The 16,077-nt window shown below is 60.1% G+C and carries 17 protein-coding genes; all 17 read right to left on the bottom strand.

What is annotated here, in order from left to right:
* Nucleotides 1-17: 17 nt before the first annotated feature.
* The 17 genes from BLU76_RS12190 to BLU76_RS12110 all read right to left on the bottom strand — a co-directional run bounded on the left by BLU76_RS12190 (nt 18) and on the right by BLU76_RS12110 (nt 16,074).
* Nucleotides 18-803, bottom strand: a complete 786-nt coding sequence (locus BLU76_RS12190; protein ID WP_063322395.1) for a protein phosphatase CheZ — start codon at nt 801-803, stop codon at nt 18-20.
* A gap of 18 nt (nt 804-821) precedes the next feature.
* Nucleotides 822-1,193 (bottom strand): chemotaxis response regulator CheY, encoded by a 372-nt coding sequence (locus BLU76_RS12185; protein ID WP_003199125.1) that lies wholly within the window; start codon nt 1,191-1,193, stop codon nt 822-824.
* A gap of 167 nt (nt 1,194-1,360) precedes the next feature.
* A complete protein-coding gene (fliA, locus tag BLU76_RS12180) occupies nt 1,361-2,104 on the bottom strand; it encodes an RNA polymerase sigma factor FliA (protein WP_014337177.1) in 744 nt (247 codons plus the stop codon).
* Complete coding sequence (gene fleN, locus BLU76_RS12175) at nt 2,101-2,931, bottom strand: flagellar synthesis regulator FleN (RefSeq protein WP_003184001.1); 831 nt, start codon at nt 2,929-2,931, stop codon at nt 2,101-2,103. The genes fliA and fleN overlap by 4 nt, the downstream gene beginning before the upstream one ends.
* Nucleotides 2,932-3,047: 116 nt before the next feature.
* Entirely contained in the window at nt 3,048-4,397 is a 1,350-nt protein-coding gene (flhF, locus tag BLU76_RS12170; RefSeq protein ID WP_063322396.1) for a flagellar biosynthesis GTPase FlhF, read from the bottom strand.
* Between the two features lie 11 nt (nt 4,398-4,408).
* Nucleotides 4,409-6,538, bottom strand: a complete 2,130-nt coding sequence (flhA, locus tag BLU76_RS12165) for a flagellar biosynthesis protein FlhA (protein WP_092223097.1) — start codon at nt 6,536-6,538, stop codon at nt 4,409-4,411.
* Between the two features lie 339 nt (nt 6,539-6,877).
* The gene (gene flhB / locus BLU76_RS12160; RefSeq protein ID WP_092144955.1) at nt 6,878-8,014 is read right to left on the bottom strand and encodes a flagellar biosynthesis protein FlhB; all 1,137 of its coding nucleotides are present in this window, start codon (nt 8,012-8,014) and stop codon (nt 6,878-6,880) included.
* Between the two features lie 3 nt (nt 8,015-8,017).
* Nucleotides 8,018-8,800 (bottom strand): flagellar biosynthetic protein FliR, encoded by a 783-nt coding sequence (gene fliR / locus BLU76_RS12155; RefSeq protein WP_063322398.1) that lies wholly within the window; start codon nt 8,798-8,800, stop codon nt 8,018-8,020.
* Nucleotides 8,801-8,804: 4 nt separating this feature from the next.
* Nucleotides 8,805-9,074, bottom strand: coding sequence for a flagellar biosynthesis protein FliQ (fliQ, locus tag BLU76_RS12150; protein ID WP_014337170.1), 270 nt, complete (start codon nt 9,072-9,074; stop codon nt 8,805-8,807).
* Between the two features lie 23 nt (nt 9,075-9,097).
* A complete protein-coding gene (fliP, locus tag BLU76_RS12145; protein WP_003199111.1) occupies nt 9,098-9,847 on the bottom strand; it encodes a flagellar type III secretion system pore protein FliP in 750 nt (249 codons plus the stop codon).
* Nucleotides 9,847-10,257 (bottom strand): flagellar biosynthetic protein FliO, encoded by a 411-nt coding sequence (gene fliO / locus BLU76_RS12140; protein ID WP_063325145.1) that lies wholly within the window; start codon nt 10,255-10,257, stop codon nt 9,847-9,849. The genes fliP and fliO overlap by 1 nt, the downstream gene beginning before the upstream one ends.
* A gap of 27 nt (nt 10,258-10,284) precedes the next feature.
* A complete protein-coding gene (gene fliN / locus BLU76_RS12135; RefSeq protein ID WP_003199107.1) occupies nt 10,285-10,743 on the bottom strand; it encodes a flagellar motor switch protein FliN in 459 nt (152 codons plus the stop codon).
* A gap of 72 nt (nt 10,744-10,815) precedes the next feature.
* A complete protein-coding gene (gene fliM, locus BLU76_RS12130) occupies nt 10,816-11,784 on the bottom strand; it encodes a flagellar motor switch protein FliM (RefSeq protein WP_003184019.1) in 969 nt (322 codons plus the stop codon).
* Nucleotides 11,785-11,793: 9 nt separating this feature from the next.
* Nucleotides 11,794-12,297, bottom strand: coding sequence for a flagellar basal body-associated protein FliL (fliL, locus tag BLU76_RS12125; protein ID WP_013692537.1), 504 nt, complete (start codon nt 12,295-12,297; stop codon nt 11,794-11,796).
* Between the two features lie 229 nt (nt 12,298-12,526).
* Nucleotides 12,527-13,903, bottom strand: a complete 1,377-nt coding sequence (locus BLU76_RS12120) for a flagellar hook-length control protein FliK (protein WP_092222863.1) — start codon at nt 13,901-13,903, stop codon at nt 12,527-12,529.
* 88 nt (nt 13,904-13,991) lie between these two features.
* Nucleotides 13,992-14,336 (bottom strand): Hpt domain-containing protein, encoded by a 345-nt coding sequence (locus BLU76_RS12115; RefSeq protein ID WP_063322400.1) that lies wholly within the window; start codon nt 14,334-14,336, stop codon nt 13,992-13,994.
* A 31-nt stretch (nt 14,337-14,367) separates the two neighbouring features.
* Nucleotides 14,368-16,074 carry an ATP-binding SpoIIE family protein phosphatase gene (locus BLU76_RS12110; protein WP_072341619.1) on the bottom strand — a complete coding sequence of 569 codons (1,707 nt, stop codon included), beginning with the start codon at nt 16,072-16,074 and terminating at the stop codon, nt 14,368-14,370.
* Nucleotides 16,075-16,077 lie beyond the last annotated feature (3 nt).

Raw genomic sequence — 16,077 nt, 5'->3', positions numbered from 1 at the left:
TAAAACAGGGCTAAAACTCAGAATCCAAGGCTGGACAGCAAATCGTCCACATCGTCCTGACCGGACATAACGTCTTCTCTTTTATCGGCATGAATCTGCGGACCTTCACCCTGAGAGAGATGTTTTTGTGGATCTTTTTCAGCGAGCATCGCTTCACGGTCGTGTTCGATGCCTGCAAAGCGGTCGACCTGGCTGGCCATCAACACCAGTTTGAGCAGGTTGCTTTCGACTTCGGTGACCAACTGGGTCACGCGCTTGATCACCTGGCCGGTCAGGTCTTGATAGTCCTGAGCCAGCAGGATGTCGTTGAGGTTACTGGCCACGGCGCGGTTCTCGTTGCTGCTGCGCGTCAGGAAACCGTCGACCCGACGGGCCAGCTCCCGAAACTCTTCGGCGCCGACTTCGCGCCGCATGAACCGACCCCAGTCGGTGCTCAAGGCCTGGGCTTCGTCGCTCAGGCCATTGACCAGGGGCGTTGCGCTTTCCACCAGGTCCATGGTGCGGTTGGCCGCAGCCTCGGTCAGCTTGACCACATAACCCAGACGCTCGGTGGCGTCGGTGATCTGCGAGACTTCCTCGGCCTGCGGCATATTCGGGTCGATCTGGAAATTGACAATCGCGCTGTGCAATTCACGCGTGAGCTTGCCCACCTCCTGATACAGACCGCGGTCACGGGTCTGGTTGAGCTCATGGATCATTTGAACCGCATCGCCAAAGCGACCTTTTTCAAGGCTGTCGACCAGTTCGCGGGCATGTTTTTTCAGGGTCGATTCGAAATCGCCCATTGAAGATTCGTTATCCATAGCTCCCCCGTGGCGCCGTTAACCGATGCGTTCGAAGATTTTTTCGATCTTCTCTTTCAACGCCTGGGCCGTGAAGGGTTTGACCACATAGCCGTTTACACCGGCCTGGGCCGCTTCGATGATCTGCTCGCGCTTGGCTTCGGCAGTGACCATCAGCACCGGCAGATGCTTGAGTTTTTCGTCGGCACGCACCTGGCGCAACAGGTCGATACCGGTCATGCCCGGCATGTTCCAGTCGGTGACCAGGAAATCGAAGTTGCCACTGTGCAACATCGGGAGCGCAGTGGTCCCGTCATCTGCTTCGGCCGTGTTGGTGAACCCAAGGTCACGCAACAGGTTTTTTATGATCCGCCGCATCGTTGAGAAGTCATCAACGATGAGGATTTTCATGTTCTTGTCCAATTCGACCTCCAAGCAGTCTTAAACGCGCCCAGCACCTGGACGCGCCATTTCAATCAATCCGGCACAACACTCGACAACGGTCTGGAGCACAACGGATGGAGACTGGTACAGCACCTGCCAGGCCAGCCTCGTTCGCAGTGTCCCCACACTGCCTGTCAACGCGCTCGCCACTCCCCCAAACGCCCCCGCAAACGGGCCGCGCACTGGCTGTGTAACTGGCTGACCCGCGATTCGCTGACCCCCAGGACCTCACCGATTTCCTTGAGGTTCAGCTCTTCGTCGTAGTACAGCGCCAAGACCAGCCGCTCACGCTCCGGCAGATTGGCAATCGCATCCGCCAGCGCGCTCTGGAAACGTTCATCTTCCAGGTCACGCGACGGCTCCATGTGAGCACTTGCATTATCCTCGTGCAGCCCTTCATGCTCGCCGTCCTGCAACAGGTCGTCGAAACTGAACAGGCGACTGCCCAAGGTATCGTTCAAAATCCCGTAATAATCGTCGAGACTCAACTGGAGTTCGGCCGCAACCTCGTGATCTTTAGCGTCACGCCCGGTTTTAGCTTCAATTGCCCGAATTGCATCACTGACCATGCGGGTATTGCGGTGTACCGAACGCGGCGCCCAATCGCCCTTGCGGACTTCATCGAGCATCGCACCGCGAATGCGAATACCGGCATACGTCTCGAAACTCGCGCCCTTGCTCGCGTCGTATTTGTTCGACACTTCGAGCAGGCCGATCATGCCCGCCTGGATCAAGTCCTCGACCTGGACACTGGCCGGCAACCGCGCCAGCAAGTGATAGGCGATACGCTTGACCAGTGGCGCGTAACGCTCGATCAATTCGTATTGGGCGTCCCGTGCCGATTTTTTGTAGAGATGGTTGTAACCGCTGGCTGTCATAGCACGGGCCCTGCTGTTTGTTGCACAAGACGCTCGACGAAAAATTCCAGATGCCCGCGAGGGTTGGCCGGCAGTGGCCAGGTATCGACCTTCTGGGCGATTGCCTTGAACGCCAGCGCGCATTTGGAACGTGGAAAGGCTTCATAAACGGCACGTTGCTTCTGGACGGCCTTGCGTACGCTTTCGTCGTAAGGCACTGCGCCGACGTATTGTAGGGCGACGTCCAGGAAACGATCCGTGACCTTTGTCAACTTGGCGAACAGGTTGCGTCCTTCCTGCGGGCTCTGGGCCATGTTGGCCAGGACGCGGAAGCGGTTCATGCCATAGTCGCGGTTAAGCAACTTGATCAGGGCATAGGCGTCGGTGATGGACGTCGGTTCGTCGCAGACCACCAGCAGCACTTCCTGGGCCGCGCGGACAAAACTGACGACCGAGTCACCGATACCGGCTGCGGTGTCGATCACCAGCACATCGAGGTTGTCGCCGATGTCGCTGAAAGCCTGGATCAGGCCCGCGTGCTGGGCCGGGGTCAGGTGAACCATGCTCTGGGTGCCTGAGGCAGCCGGCACGATGCGAATCCCGCCCGGCCCCTGCAACAATACGTCACGCAGCTCACAGCGCCCTTCAATCACGTCCGCCAGCGTGCGTTTGGGTGTAAGCCCCAACAACACGTCGACGTTCGCCAGGCCCAGGTCGGCGTCCAGCAGCATGACCCGTCGGCCAAGCTCTGCCAGAGCCAGGGACAAGTTCACTGACACGTTAGTCTTCCCGACGCCACCTTTGCCGCCGGTCACCGCGATCACCTGTACGGGATGCATGCTGCCCATGTTCGTTCTTTACCTTGTCTTACTTAGACGGAGGCCACATTACTGGCTGCGCGTTCACATACGGAACAATGCATGGCAGACCATCGATGTAGGTACAAAAAATATTCATGATTACCTCAGCCGACCTGCTTGGTCGGGCTGTGGTAGATATCAGCGAACATATCAGCCATGGCTTCTTCGCTGGGTTCTTCCTGCATTTGCACACTCACGGCACGACTGACCAGTTGATGACGGCGCGGCAGATGCAAATCATCCGGGATCCGCGGCCCGTCGGTCAGGTAGGCCACCGGTAATTCATGACCGATCGCCAGGCTCAACACCTCGCCCAGGCTTGCCGTTTCGTCCAGCTTAGTCAGGATGCAGCCGGCCAGCCCGCAGCGTTTGTAGCTGTGGTATGCGGCGGTTAGAACCTGTTTCTGGCTGGTGGTTGCCAATACGAGATAATTTTTTGACTTGATACCGCGTCCGGCCAGGCTTTCGAGCTGCATGCGCAGGGCTGGATCGCTGGCTTGCAGGCCTGCGGTATCGATCAGCACGACGCGTTTGCGCAGCAGCGGCTCCAGCGCCTGGGCCAGGGACTGACCCGGATCCACATGGGTCACCGACACATTGAGGATCCGGCCGAGGGTCTTGAGTTGTTCCTGGGCGCCGATACGGAAACTGTCCATGCTCACCAGGGCAATGCTCTGGGCGCCGTACTTGAGTACATAACGGGCGGCGAGCTTGGCCAGGGTGGTGGTCTTGCCCATGCCGGCAGGACCGACCATGGCGATTACCCCGCCTTCTTCCAACGGCTCGACTTCCGGGGTCGCGATCATCCGCGCCAAGTGCGCCAGCAACATGCGCCAGGCCTGACGAGGCTCCTCGATATCATTGATCAGCGCCAGCAGGTCCCGGGACAACGGGCCGGACAGGCCGATGCGTTGCAGGCGACGCCACAGGTTGGCCTGGGCTGGACGGCTGCCTTGCAGCTGGTTCCAGGCCAGGGAGCCGAGCTGGACTTCCATCAGCTCACGCAGGCTGTTGAGTTCAAAGCGCATCGAATCCAGGGCCCGCGGATCGACACCCCGGGCAGGCGCTGCGGGCGCTGGCTCAGGACGACGCGGTTCGGCGTGGGCCTGCTCGATCAGCGGTTCGGCAGCAGTCAAAGGCAGGCCGGCCGTCAGCGGCTGACCGGCAAACAATTGACGATTGGTGCCTGCCGCGCCCTCGCCTTCGCTGCTGCGCAGGCTCAGCTCGGCCTGGGCGCTGGCGATGCGCGATTGGGTCTTGCGCAGCTCGTCTTCAAGTTCCATGTTCGGAACCCGGGGAGCCAGCGCCGACAATTTATAATCCAGCGCAGCCGTCAGTTCGACACCGCCAGCGATCCGGCGATTACCGATGATGGCCGCTTCAGCGCCCAGCTCGTCACGAACCAGCTTCATGGCCTGACGCATATCGGCGGCGAAAAAACGCTTCACTTGCATAAACCACTACCTCAGCCGTTGGGCCCTACTGTCGCAACGATGGTCACTTGCTTGTTGTCCGGTATTTCCTGGTACGCCAGCACATGCAGCCCCGGAACCGCGAGGCGCCCGAATCGCGAGAGCATCGCGCGAATCGGACCGGCCACCAGCAGGATCACCGGTTGGCCTTGCATCTCTTGCCGCTGGGCTGCTTCGATCAGCGAACGCTGCAGCTTCTCGGCCATGCTTGGCTCCAGCAGAACACCCTCTTCCGAGCCTTGTCCTGCCTTCTGCAGACTATTGAGCAATATCTGTTCCAACCTTGGCTCCAAGGTGATCACAGGCAGCTCAGACTCAGTGCCTACAATGCTTTGGACGATTGCACGGGACACGCCGACCCGAACCGCAGCCACCAGGGCGGCGGTATCTTGACTCTTGGAAGCGTTGTTGGCGATAGCCTCGGCAATACTGCGTATGTCGCGCACGGGCACCTGTTCGGCCAACAGCGCCTGCAGCACCTTGAGCAACTGCGACAACGAAACCACGCCCGGCACCAGCTCTTCGGCCAGCTTCGGCGAGCCTTTGGCCAGTACTTGCAGGAGTTGCTGGACTTCTTCGTGGCCGATCAGCTCGCTGGAGTGTTTGTACAGGATCTGGTTCAAGTGGGTCGCCACCACCGTACTGGCGTCCACCACGGTATAGCCGAGGGACTGCGCCTGGGCCCGCTGGCTGATTTCGATCCACACCGCTTCCAGGCCAAAAGCCGGATCCTTGGCGGTGATGCCGTTGAGGCTGCCGTAGACCTGCCCCGGGTTGATCGCCAACTCGCGGTCGGGGTAGATCTCGGCTTCGGCCAGGATCACCCCCATCAGCGTCAGACGGTAGGCACTCGGCGCCAGATCGAGGTTGTCGCGGATATGCACGGTGGGCATCAGGAAGCCCAGGTCCTGGGAGAGCTTCTTGCGCACCCCCTTTATCCGCGCCAGCAACTGACCACCCTGGTTGCGGTCGACCAATGGAATCAGGCGATAACCGACTTCCAGGCCGATCATGTCGATAGGCGTCACGTCATCCCAGCCCAGTTCCTTGGTTTCCATGGCGCGGGCCGGCGACGGCAGCAGCTCCTGCTGACGCTTGACCTCTTGCAGGGCCTGGACTTTCTGCACGTTCTGCTTTTTCCAGAACAGGTAGGCGCCACCGGCAGCCATGGCAGCCATGGTCAGAAAGGAAAAGTGCGGCATTCCCGGCACGATCCCCATCACCGCCATCAAGCCTGCGGCCACGGCCAAGGCCTTGGGCGAGGCGAACATCTGACGACCAATTTGCTTGCCCATGTCTTCGGAGCCCGAAGCGCGGGTCACCATGATCGCAGCAGCTGTGGATAGCAACAGTGATGGCAATTGCGCCACCAAACCGTCACCGATGGTCAGCAGGGCGTACACCTTACCGGCGTCGCCAAAAGTCATGCCGTGCTGGAAGATACCGACGGCCATACCGCCGATCAGGTTAATGAACAGAATCAGCAAACCGGCGATGGCGTCACCGCGCACGAATTTGCTGGCACCGTCCATGGAACCGTAGAACTCGGCCTCCTGGGCCACTTCCAGACGACGCAGCTTGGCCTGGCCCTGGTCGATCAAGCCGGCGTTGAGGTCGGCGTCGATCGCCATTTGCTTGCCAGGCATCGCATCGAGGGTAAAACGCGCGCTCACCTCGGAAATCCGTCCGGCACCCTTGGTCACCACGACGAAGTTGATGATCATCAAAATGGCGAAGACCACGATACCGACCACATAGTTGCCGCCGATCACCACCTCACCGAACGCCTGGATCACCTTACCGGCGGCAGCGTGCCCTTCATGCCCGTGGATCATCACGACCCGGGTGGAGGCCACGTTCAACGCCAGGCGCATCAACGTGGCTACCAGCAGGATGGTGGGGAATACTGCGAAATCCAATGGCCGCAAGGCGTAGACACAAACGAGCAGCACCACGATCGACAGCGCGATGTTGAACGTGAAGAACACGTCCAGCAGGAACGGCGGCACCGGCAGCATCATCATGGCGAGCATGACCAGCAGCAACAGCGGCACACCCAGGTTACCCCGGCTGAGGTCTGCTACGTTGCTGCGAGCGGTGCTGAGTAACTGAGAGCGATCCACCAATAATCCCCGTGCCTGTAAAGCAAACTTTTGACGCCCCGGACGGGCGCAGACGGGGTATTGCAAGAAGCCTTCCAACTTTGGCCGCAGGTAGGAACGGAGGGCGCTACAGGAAAAATCATGCCCCGCCGAACGCAGAACCTGTAGTGAGGGGATTTATCCCCGACGGGCTGCGAAGCGGCCCCTGAATCTGGGATATTCAGGTATGCCTGGGGAATTGAGTGGGTCTGGTTTGGGGCCGCTTCGCAGCCCAGCGGGAGCAAGCTCCCTCGCCACAGGTCCACCGTGTCCCCGCTCCAAACAGTTCTGCACCTGGTTCAACGCCTGCAATAGCCAGACTCAGGAATCCCGTCGCAAATCCGGCGGAATCGGCAAATCCTTGAGTGGCTCGGGGCGCTTGCCCTTGCCGGCGCGGTGTTGGCGGATCTGGTAGACGTAGGCCAGTACCTGGGCCACGGCCAGGTACAGGCCGCCAGGGATTTCCTGATCGAGTTCGGTGGAGTAGTAAATCGATCGCGCCAGGGCCGGGGATTCGAGCAACATCACTTCATTGGCCACGGCGATTTCACGGATTTTCAGCGCCAGGAAGTCACTGCCCTTGGCCAGCAACACCGGAGCGTTGCCTTTTTCGGGGTCGTACTTGAGGGCTACGGCGTAGTGAGTCGGGTTGGTGATAACCACATCGGCGTCGGGGATCGCCGCCATCATCCGCCGCTGGGACACCTCGCGCTGCAACTGGCGAATCCGCTGCTTGACCTCCGGCTTGCCCTCCTGGTCCTTGTGCTCGTCGCGTATCTCCTGCTTGGTCATCATCAACTTCTGCTTGCTCTGATACAGCTGGATTGGCACATCGATGGCAGCGATCAGGATCAGGCCGCAGGCCATCCACAATGTGCTCCAGCCCACCAACTGCACACTATGGATAATGGCCTGCTCCAGAGGCTCATGGGCGATGCGCAACAGGTCGTCAATGTCGGACTGCAAGACGGTGAGCGCCACAAACAGAATCAGCAGGAATTTCCCAAAAGCCTTGAGCAGCTCCATCAGCGCCGTAGTAGAGAACATACGTTTGATGCCGGCGGCCGGATTCATCCGGCTGAATTTAGGGGCCAAGCTCTTGCCGGCGAACAGCCAGCCACCGAGGGAAATCGGGCCAATGATGGCAGCCAACAACAAGAAGAGCAGGACTGGCTGTACCGACAGAATCGCAATTTTTCCCGAGTGCAGCAGATACTGCCCCATCGCTCCCGGACTCAGCAGCACTTCACGGGGCAGGGAGAAATTCAGCCGCATGATTTCCAGCAAGTCCAAGGCCAACCCACCACCATAAATCAGCAACCCGCCCGCCCCGGCCAGCATCACCGCCAGGGTATTGAGTTCCTTGGAGCGAGCGATCTCACCCTTTTCCCGGGACTCCCTCTTGCGCTTATCCGTGGGGTCTTCTGTCTTGTCCTGACCACTCTCGCTCTCGGCCATGGTTCAGCGCGCCTGTGCCATGTCGCGTAAAAGCTGCAAGGCCTGGGTAGCCAGCGGCTGATACTGATTGAGGATATCCCCCAGGCTGACCCAGAAAATCACCATGCCCAGCACAAGGGTGAGCGGGAAACCAATGGAGAAAATATTCAACTGCGGCGCCGCGCGGGTCATCACGCCAAACGCGATGTTGACTATCAGCAACGCGGTGATCGCCGGCAATACCAGCACCATCGCCGCACCCAGGACCCAGCCGAGCTTGCCGGCGATTTCCCAGAAATGATTGACCAGCAACGCACTGCCCACCGGCATCGTGGTGAAACTCTCGGTCAACACCTCGAACACCACCAGATGCCCGTTCATGGCGAGGAACAACAGAGTCACCAGCATCGTCAGGAACTGACCGATCACCGCCGTGTTGACGCCGTTGGTAGGGTCGATCATGGACGCGAAGGCCATGCCCATCTGGATCGAGATGATTTGCCCGGCCACCACGAAGGCCTGGAAGAACAGCTGCAGCGAAAACCCCATCAAGGCGCCGATGAGGATCTGCTCGGCGATCAACATCAGGCCGCTGAGATCCAAGGCATTGACCGGCGGCATCGGTGGTAACCCAGGCGCAATGACCACCGTGATGGCCAAGGCGAAATACAGCCGCACGCGGGTCGGCACCAGGGTCGTACCGAAGACCGGCATGCTCATCAGCACCGCGGTGACGCGAAACAGCGGCAGGATGAACGACGCCACCCAGGTACTGATCTGGGTGTCCGTCAGCGCGAGCATCGACATGGGGTCAGCCGATCAACTGCGGAATACTGCCATACAGCTGCAGGATGTATTCCATGAAGGTTTGTACCAGCCAGGGGCCAGCAACGATCAGCGTCACCAGCATCACCAGCAGGCGCGGCAGGAAGCTCAAGGTCTGTTCGTTGATCTGGGTCGCGGCCTGGAACATTGCCACCAGCAACCCCACCAGCAGACTGGGGATCACCAGGATGGCAACCATTATGGTCGTCAGCCAGAGTGCTTCACGGAACAGGTCTACCGCTACTTCAGGCGTCATATCGCCCTCCCCGCACAAAAGGCCTAAACACCGCCGAAACTGCCCGCCAGGGTACCGATGATCAGCGCCCAGCCATCCACCAACACAAACAGCATGATCTTGAACGGCAAGGAAATGATCAGCGGAGAGAGCATCATCATGCCCATGGCCATCAGGATACTGGCGACCACCAGGTCAATGATCAGGAACGGGATGAAAATCATGAAGCCGATCTGGAACGCGGTCTTGAGTTCAGAGGTCACGAACGCTGGCACCAGGATGGTCAGCGGCGCCTGGTCGGCACTGGGGATATCGGTGCGCTTGGACAGGCGCATGAACAGCTCCAGGTCGCTGCTGCGAGTCTGGGCCAGCATGAAATCCTTGATCGGCACTTCAGCCTTGGCCACGGCATCCTGGGCGGTGATTTTTTCTGCCAGGTAGGGTTGCAGCGCATCCTGGTTCACCCGGTCGAACACCGGCGCCATGATGAACATGGTCAAAAACAGCGCCATACCGGTGAGGATCTGGTTCGAGGGGGTCTGTTGCAGGCCCAGGGCCTGGCGCAGGATCGAAAAGACAATGATGATCCGGGTGAAGCTGGTCATCAGCATGACGAACGCCGGGATGAAACTCAGCGCGGTCATGATCAGCAGGATCTGCAGGCTGACCGAGTATTCCTGGGCCCCTTCGGCGTTGGTTCCGAGGGTGATCGCCGGGATCGACAGCGGATCGGCGGCGAACGCCAACGGTGCGGCCAGCATCAAGGCCAATGCCAACAGAATGCGCAATGGCATTACTTTTTATCCTTCTGGTCTTTACCCAACAGTTCCATGAGGCGCTGGGCAAATTCGGGGCTGGCCTGCTCGGCGGAGGGCACCTGCACCGGCTCCTTGAGGACGTGCAAGGCGGTGATGGTGCCCGGGCTCAAGCCGAGCAGGATCTGCTCGTTACCGACCTGTACCAGCACCAGCCGGTCGCGTGGCCCGAGCGCGCGCGAACCGACGATGTCGATGACCTGCCCCTTGCCAGCCGGCCCCGCCTGCTGCACACGCCGCAATAACCAGGCGAGAAAGAAGATCAAGCCCAGAACCAGCAGCAAGCCGAGCACCAACTGCGCCAATTGCCCGGCGATACCACTGCCTGCTACCGGCGCAGCGGCGGCCGTGGCAACCGGTTCGGCCGCCAGCACACTCAATGGCAGCATCGCGGCTGCAGCGAAGAAACCTTTCACTCAGCGCAACTTCTTGATGCGTTCGCTCGGGCTGATCACGTCCGTCAGGCGAATGCCGAACTTCTCGTTGACCACCACCACTTCGCCATGGGCGATCAAGGTACCGTTGACCAGTACGTCGAGCGGCTCGCCGGCCAGGCGGTCCAGTTCGATCACCGAACCCTGGTTGAGCTGCAGCAGGTTGCGGATGTTGATGTCGGTGCTGCCCACTTCCATGGAGATCGACACCGGGATATCGAGGATCACATCCAGGTTCGGACCATCGAGCGTCACCGGCTCATGACTCTTCGGCACGCTGCCAAATTCTTCCATCTGCAGGCGACTGGACGCATGGGCGCCAGTATCGGCCGCCAGCAAGGCGTCGATGTCGGCTTGCCCGGCATCGCCGGTTTCTTCCAGGGCCGCGGCCCATTCGTCGGCCAGCGCCTGGTCATCCTGGGTATTCATATCGTCAGCCATCATGTTTCCTCGGCGGGCAAAAATTCAGTTAGAAGCAAAAAACCGTTACAAACTTAAGGCGTTCGACACCGCTCAGCGGCGTTCGATCGGCTCGATCACCTGCAACGCCAGGTTGCCTTTGTGAGAGCCCATCTTGACCTTGAAGGCCGGCACGCCATTGGCGCGCATGATCATGTCTTCCGGCATCTCTACGGGGATGATGTCCCCCGGCTGCATGTGCAGGATGTCCCGCAGGCGCAGTTGCCGGCGAGCGACCGTCGCACCGATCGGCACGTCGACATCTAGCACGTCCTGGCGCAAGGCATTGATCCAGCGCTCGTCCTGATCGTCGAGGTCCGACTGGAAACCGGCGTCGAGCATTTCACGCACCGGCTCGATCATCGAGTACGGCATGGTCACGTGCAGATCGCCGCCACCGCCATCGAGTTCGATGTGGAAGGTCGAGACCACAATGGCCTCGCTCGGGCCGACAATGTTGGCCATGGCCGGGTTCACTTCCGAGTTGATGTACTCGAAGTTCACTTCCATGATCGCCTGCCAGGCTTCCTTCAGGTCGACGAAGGCCTGCTCCAGCACCATGCGCACCACCCGCAACTCGGTTGGGGTGAATTCCCGACCTTCGATCTTGGCGTGACGGCCGTCACCACCGAAGAAGTTGTCCACCAGCTTGAACACCAACTTGGCGTCAAGGATGAACAACGCGGTGCCGCGCAACGGCTTGATCTTCACCAGGTTGAGACTGGTGGGCACGTACAGCGAGTGCACGTACTCGCCGAACTTCATCACCTGCACGCCACCGACGGCCACATCGGCCGAACGGCGCAGCATGTTGAACATGCTGATGCGGGTGTAGCGGGCGAAACGTTCGTTGATCATTTCCAGGGTCGGCATGCGTCCGCGAACGATGCGATCCTGGCTGGTCAGGTCGTAGCTTTTGACGCTGCCCGGTTCAGCAGCGTTTTCGGTCTGTACCAGACCGTCGTCGACACCATGCAACAGCGCATCGATTTCGTCCTGGGACAGCAGGTCCTGCACGGCCATGTCGTGTTCCTACTGCAATACGAAGTTAGTGAAGAGCAACTGTTCGATCACCACTTTGCCAAGCTCTTTCTGAGCGACTTCCTGCACGCTGGCCGTGGCTTTCTGACGCAACATTTCCTGGCCGACCGGGGTGGCCAGGGTGTCGAAATTCTGTCCGGAAAACAGCATCACCAGATTATTGCGGATCAGGGGCATATGCACCCGCAGCGCCTCCAGGTCAGCCTGGTTGCGACCCAGCAGGGTAATGCTCACCTGCATGTAGCGTTGACGACCGTTCTGGGTGTAGTTGGCCACGAAGGCTGGCGCCATCGGTTCGAAAATCGCCGGCTGCTTGCCCACTGGCGCAGCTTCGACCGCCACTGCCGGCTTGCTTTGAGCGCTGTGCATGAAATACCAGGTCGCGCCCACAGATACACCGATCGCCAGGAGCAAACCCACTACGATCATGATGATCAGCTTGAGTTTGCCTTTGGTTGCAGGGTCTTTTACAGCTGCTGCTTCACTCTTCGCCATGCCAATAATCCGTCACTAATCGGGGTTTTCACTGTTGCACGGCAAGGCTGGAGCAAGTGTTATGCCAGAAGTGGCAAGAGAGAAGATGGCTGGGCGGATGCAATCTTTGATCGCCCTGAAACCAATGTGGGAGCGAGCTTGCTCGCGATAGCGAAGGATCAGTTACCTGCAAGGTAACTGACAAGCCGCTATCGCGAGCAAGCTCGCTCCCACTGAGGGGGGGCTGACATCAGGCGTAGTAGTCGACCGCACTGGAGCCAATGACGCTGGTGGTACTGGCCGCCACTTCCGCAACGCTGGCCGGCAGGTGTTCATCCGCTGAGTCCACTCGCCCACCGGACGACGTCGTGCGCCCGGCCTGGGCTTGCTGCTGGGCCTGCTGCCCCTGGTTCTGCGAGCCTCGGGATTGATCGGACACGCTGACATCGACCTGGCCCATGCCCTGCTGGGCGAAACTGTCCCGCAGGCGATGCATCTGCCCCTCGAGAGCTTCGCGAACGCCGGAATGGGCACTCATGAACGTGACCTGGGTCTGCTGGTCCGGAACCATGTTCACCCGGATATCCAGGCGTCCGAGTTCGGCGGGTTGCAGCTGGATGTCGGCCGCCTTGAGATTGACGCTGGACAGGTACATCACCCGGTTGACCACCTCTTCGGTCCAACCGCTCTGATTCATCGCGATAGGTTGATTGACCGGCACCGCGTTGGCGGTCTTGGGCGTAGCAGCCTGGGTCAGTGCGGCCAGGCGGTTGGCGAAATCGTCCACGCGAGTATCACTGGAAGCGGCGCTCAAGTCCTTGAGACCCTCGCTGATCAAGCCGCCGAATGCCTTGTCACCGCCCTGCTGGCTACCAGAATCGGTACTGTTCTGGTCGGCCTGCACGGTGAGCATGCTCGCCATGCCTGCGGCGAAGGTCTGCGCCGAAGTCGGCTCACCGTCGAGCGACGCCGAGGCAGCAGTCTTGGATTGCGCCTGGCTGGAGGCGGAAACATGACCGCCCTGTTCCATCGCCAACCGCAAGGCGGGCAATGCGTCGAGCGGGTCGGCTTCAGGGTCAAAGGCTGGGTCGACCTCCGGGACCACCGCAGCCTGGGCTGGCGCCACCAGCGGGGCAAGCGGTGCCGCGACGGCTGTGGTGACCTGAGTCTCGGTCGTGGCCACAGGCGCAGATTCCGGCGCGATTGTCGCCACCGGCACCGTCACGTCGGGTAGCAATCCTGGATCAAGGCTCGGATCGACGGGTGCAGCATCCGCCACTGGCGTCTCAGCCGAGTCGGCGTTGTCGTCACTGGCAGTCTCGTCGTCGGCGCTAACCGGTTTGTCCGCGGGCAAGGGTTTGCCGCTATCGGCAACTGTCGGTTCCGAGGTGGCAGGGGTTTGGTTGCCGGTGTCTTTTTTGACGGTGTTACTGGAAGCGTTGTCGCGCGCCGATTTCACTGGTGGCTCAGGGGCCGCCGCAGCCTTGTCAGGCGCCTGCTTGGCGAAGACTTGAGCGAAGCTGGAGGCTCTATCCCCGAGATCCGGGGCCGCTGCCGGTGAATTGACGGCGGCCTTGGGCTTGGCCTGGACAGAGGCCTGAAGCAGTGTATTGGGGGTAACGGGCATAAAAAGGTCTCCGCTGCACTGGAATCATAGGTACAGTCGAGACTAGGCAATGCAAGGCACGGGCCAACGTCTGCCCGACCGTCAAATCTCAGCAGTGAAAGCCTTCGCGCTCTTCCCTGCAAAGCTTGCGAACATAAGCAAATTCGCTGTCGATTTCGTTGACCAGTTTCTCGATACCGCCCAATGACGGCTGCTTGGCACGTTGCTCCAGTTCGCCACACAGCTCGGCCAGGCGGATAGCGCCCATGTTGCTGCTGCTGCCCTTGAAGCTGTGGGCCGTGGCGCTCAGTTTTTCAGCGTCCCGTGCCTCATGCAGCACGCGCAAGCGAGCCTCCGAATCATTGAGAAACGTATCCAGCAACTCCAGATACCCCTCCTCCATGACTTCCTTCAGCGTGCTGAGCACGTCGCGGTCCAGATGAATCTCGTTCACTTGTTCGCTCCCTGATCAAGAATGGCGCCGATTATGCCGGAGCCTCCCAGAAAAACTCCACGCGCGCACTACGACCATCGTCTGACCAACTGGCTTGGTGGCTCAACTGGCGTACCAGGCTCACCCCACGCCCCGACAACCGATCAGTGTCCACAGGACGCGCCAGCACCCTGGCGACGTCAAAACCCTCGCCACTGTCCTCGACCTCTATGGCCAGGCGACCACCCTCGCCGCTTGGCGAGACATGCAAGTGCACCCGCACATAGCCGTCGCTCAGCTCATCCAGGCGCGTATTGCGCTCTCTGTAATAGCGGGCAAAACCCACCGCGTCACGCTTGAGGCTGGAGTCAAGCCCCAGCACCCCATGATCCAGGGCATTGGAATACAGCTCCGACATGACGCTGTAAAGGGCGCCACTTTGCACCCTGAGCCCATGGACCTCAAGTAACAACTGCAGCAAATAGGGCATCGGATTGAAGCGCTTGAGCGTCTGCGCCCGGAATTCGAAGCTCACCGACCAATCCAGAGGGCTGGACTGGCCGCTATCGGAATAGACCGGTGGCGGCGGATTGAGTTGCGTCGGGGCGACCAGTCGCAACTCGACCATGCTGAAGTCATCCCGCGACTCACCGCGAAAATCTCGCAAGGCCTGCTGGATGTCTTCAAACAGCAGGTCGGGTTCACGGTTGGCGGCAAACACCTGTTGCAGCCGTTCAACGCCAAACAGTTGCTCGTCTTCGTCAGTGGTATCGATCACGCCATCGGACAACAGGAACACCCGGTCACCCAGCGACATGGTATGCACCTCGGTGCGGTCATCGAATAATTGAGGGGTGAGCACGCCCAATGGCAGGTGACGCGCCGGCAATGGCGTACGCACGCCGCTGAGGCTGTCATGCAGGTATCCATCGGGCATGCCGCCGTTCCAGATCTCTACCGTGCAACGCTGGAAGCTCAGGCATAACAACGTCGCGCAACAAAACATGTCCACGGGCAGGATGCGTTTGAGCTTGGCATTCATCTCTCGCAGGATCTGCGCCAGGCCATAGCCTTTGGCAGTCATCCCGTAGAACACTTCCGCCAGCGGCATCGCGCCGACCGCCGCCGGCAAACCGTGGCCGGTGAAATCCCCCAGCAGGACGTGCATGTCGCCAGCCGGATTGAACGCTGCCAACAGCAGGTCACCGTTGAACAAGGCATAAGGCGATTGCAAGTAACGGATGTTCGGCGCACTCAGGCAGCCGGAGTGGGCGATCTTGTCGAACACGGCCTTGGCGACCCGTTGCTCGTTGAGCAAGTAGTCATGGTGCCGGGCAATCTGGTCGCGCTGCTCCACCACCGTGGCCTGCAACCGACGCAAACGGTCCATGGCCTTGATCTTGGCCGCCAGGATCACTTGGTTGTAGGGTTTGGCCAGGAAATCGTCGCCGCCCGCCTCCAGGCAACGGGCCAAGGCTTCGCTCTCGGTCAACGAGGTGAGGAAAATGATCGGGACCAACTGGTCCCCGGCCAACTGCTTGATTTTCTGCGCGGCTTCGAAGCCGTCCATTACCGGCATCATTGCGTCCATCAGCACCAGGTGCGGACGCTTTTCCAGATAGACCTCGACCGCTTCGGCGCCATCGGCCGCAGTGAGCACATGATGCCCCTGGCGGCGGACGATGGTCGACAACAGCAGTCGATCAGCGGCACTGTCTTCGGCAATCAGGACCGTCAGTGGCTCCGACGACGATTGCATGGC

The sequence above is a fragment of the Pseudomonas sp. NFACC08-1 genome (assembly GCF_900106735.1).
GTDB lineage: Bacteria > Pseudomonadota > Gammaproteobacteria > Pseudomonadales > Pseudomonadaceae > Aquipseudomonas > Aquipseudomonas fluorescens_Q.
The sequence above is the reverse complement of the archived record's forward strand: the minus strand, read 5'-3'. Positions and strand labels throughout refer to the sequence as shown.

Coding starts and splice junctions, on each gene's coding strand:
- fliQ (WP_014337170.1), bottom strand. CDS start 9,074: ATGACGCCTGAAGTAGCGGTAGACCTGTTCCGTGAAGCACTCTGGCTG.
- fliO (WP_063325145.1), bottom strand. CDS start 10,257: ATGCTGCCATTGAGTGTGCTGGCGGCCGAACCGGTTGCCACGGCCGCC.
- fliR (WP_063322398.1), bottom strand. CDS start 8,800: ATGTCGATGCTCGCGCTGACGGACACCCAGATCAGTACCTGGGTGGCG.
- BLU76_RS12185 (WP_003199125.1), bottom strand. CDS start 1,193: ATGAAAATCCTCATCGTTGATGACTTCTCAACGATGCGGCGGATCATA.
- fliP (WP_003199111.1), bottom strand. CDS start 9,847: ATGCCATTGCGCATTCTGTTGGCATTGGCCTTGATGCTGGCCGCACCG.
- BLU76_RS12120 (WP_092222863.1), bottom strand. CDS start 13,903: ATGCCCGTTACCCCCAATACACTGCTTCAGGCCTCTGTCCAGGCCAAG.
- flhB (WP_092144955.1), bottom strand. CDS start 8,014: ATGGCCGAGAGCGAGAGTGGTCAGGACAAGACAGAAGACCCCACGGAT.
- fliA (WP_014337177.1), bottom strand. CDS start 2,104: ATGACAGCCAGCGGTTACAACCATCTCTACAAAAAATCGGCACGGGAC.
- fliL (WP_013692537.1), bottom strand. CDS start 12,297: ATGGCGAAGAGTGAAGCAGCAGCTGTAAAAGACCCTGCAACCAAAGGC.
- fliM (WP_003184019.1), bottom strand. CDS start 11,784: ATGGCCGTGCAGGACCTGCTGTCCCAGGACGAAATCGATGCGCTGTTG.
- fliN (WP_003199107.1), bottom strand. CDS start 10,743: ATGGCTGACGATATGAATACCCAGGATGACCAGGCGCTGGCCGACGAA.
- flhF (WP_063322396.1), bottom strand. CDS start 4,397: ATGCAAGTGAAGCGTTTTTTCGCCGCCGATATGCGTCAGGCCATGAAG.
- fleN (WP_003184001.1), bottom strand. CDS start 2,931: ATGGGCAGCATGCATCCCGTACAGGTGATCGCGGTGACCGGCGGCAAA.
- BLU76_RS12190 (WP_063322395.1), bottom strand. CDS start 803: ATGGATAACGAATCTTCAATGGGCGATTTCGAATCGACCCTGAAAAAA.
- BLU76_RS12110 (WP_072341619.1), bottom strand. CDS start 16,074: ATGCAATCGTCGTCGGAGCCACTGACGGTCCTGATTGCCGAAGACAGT.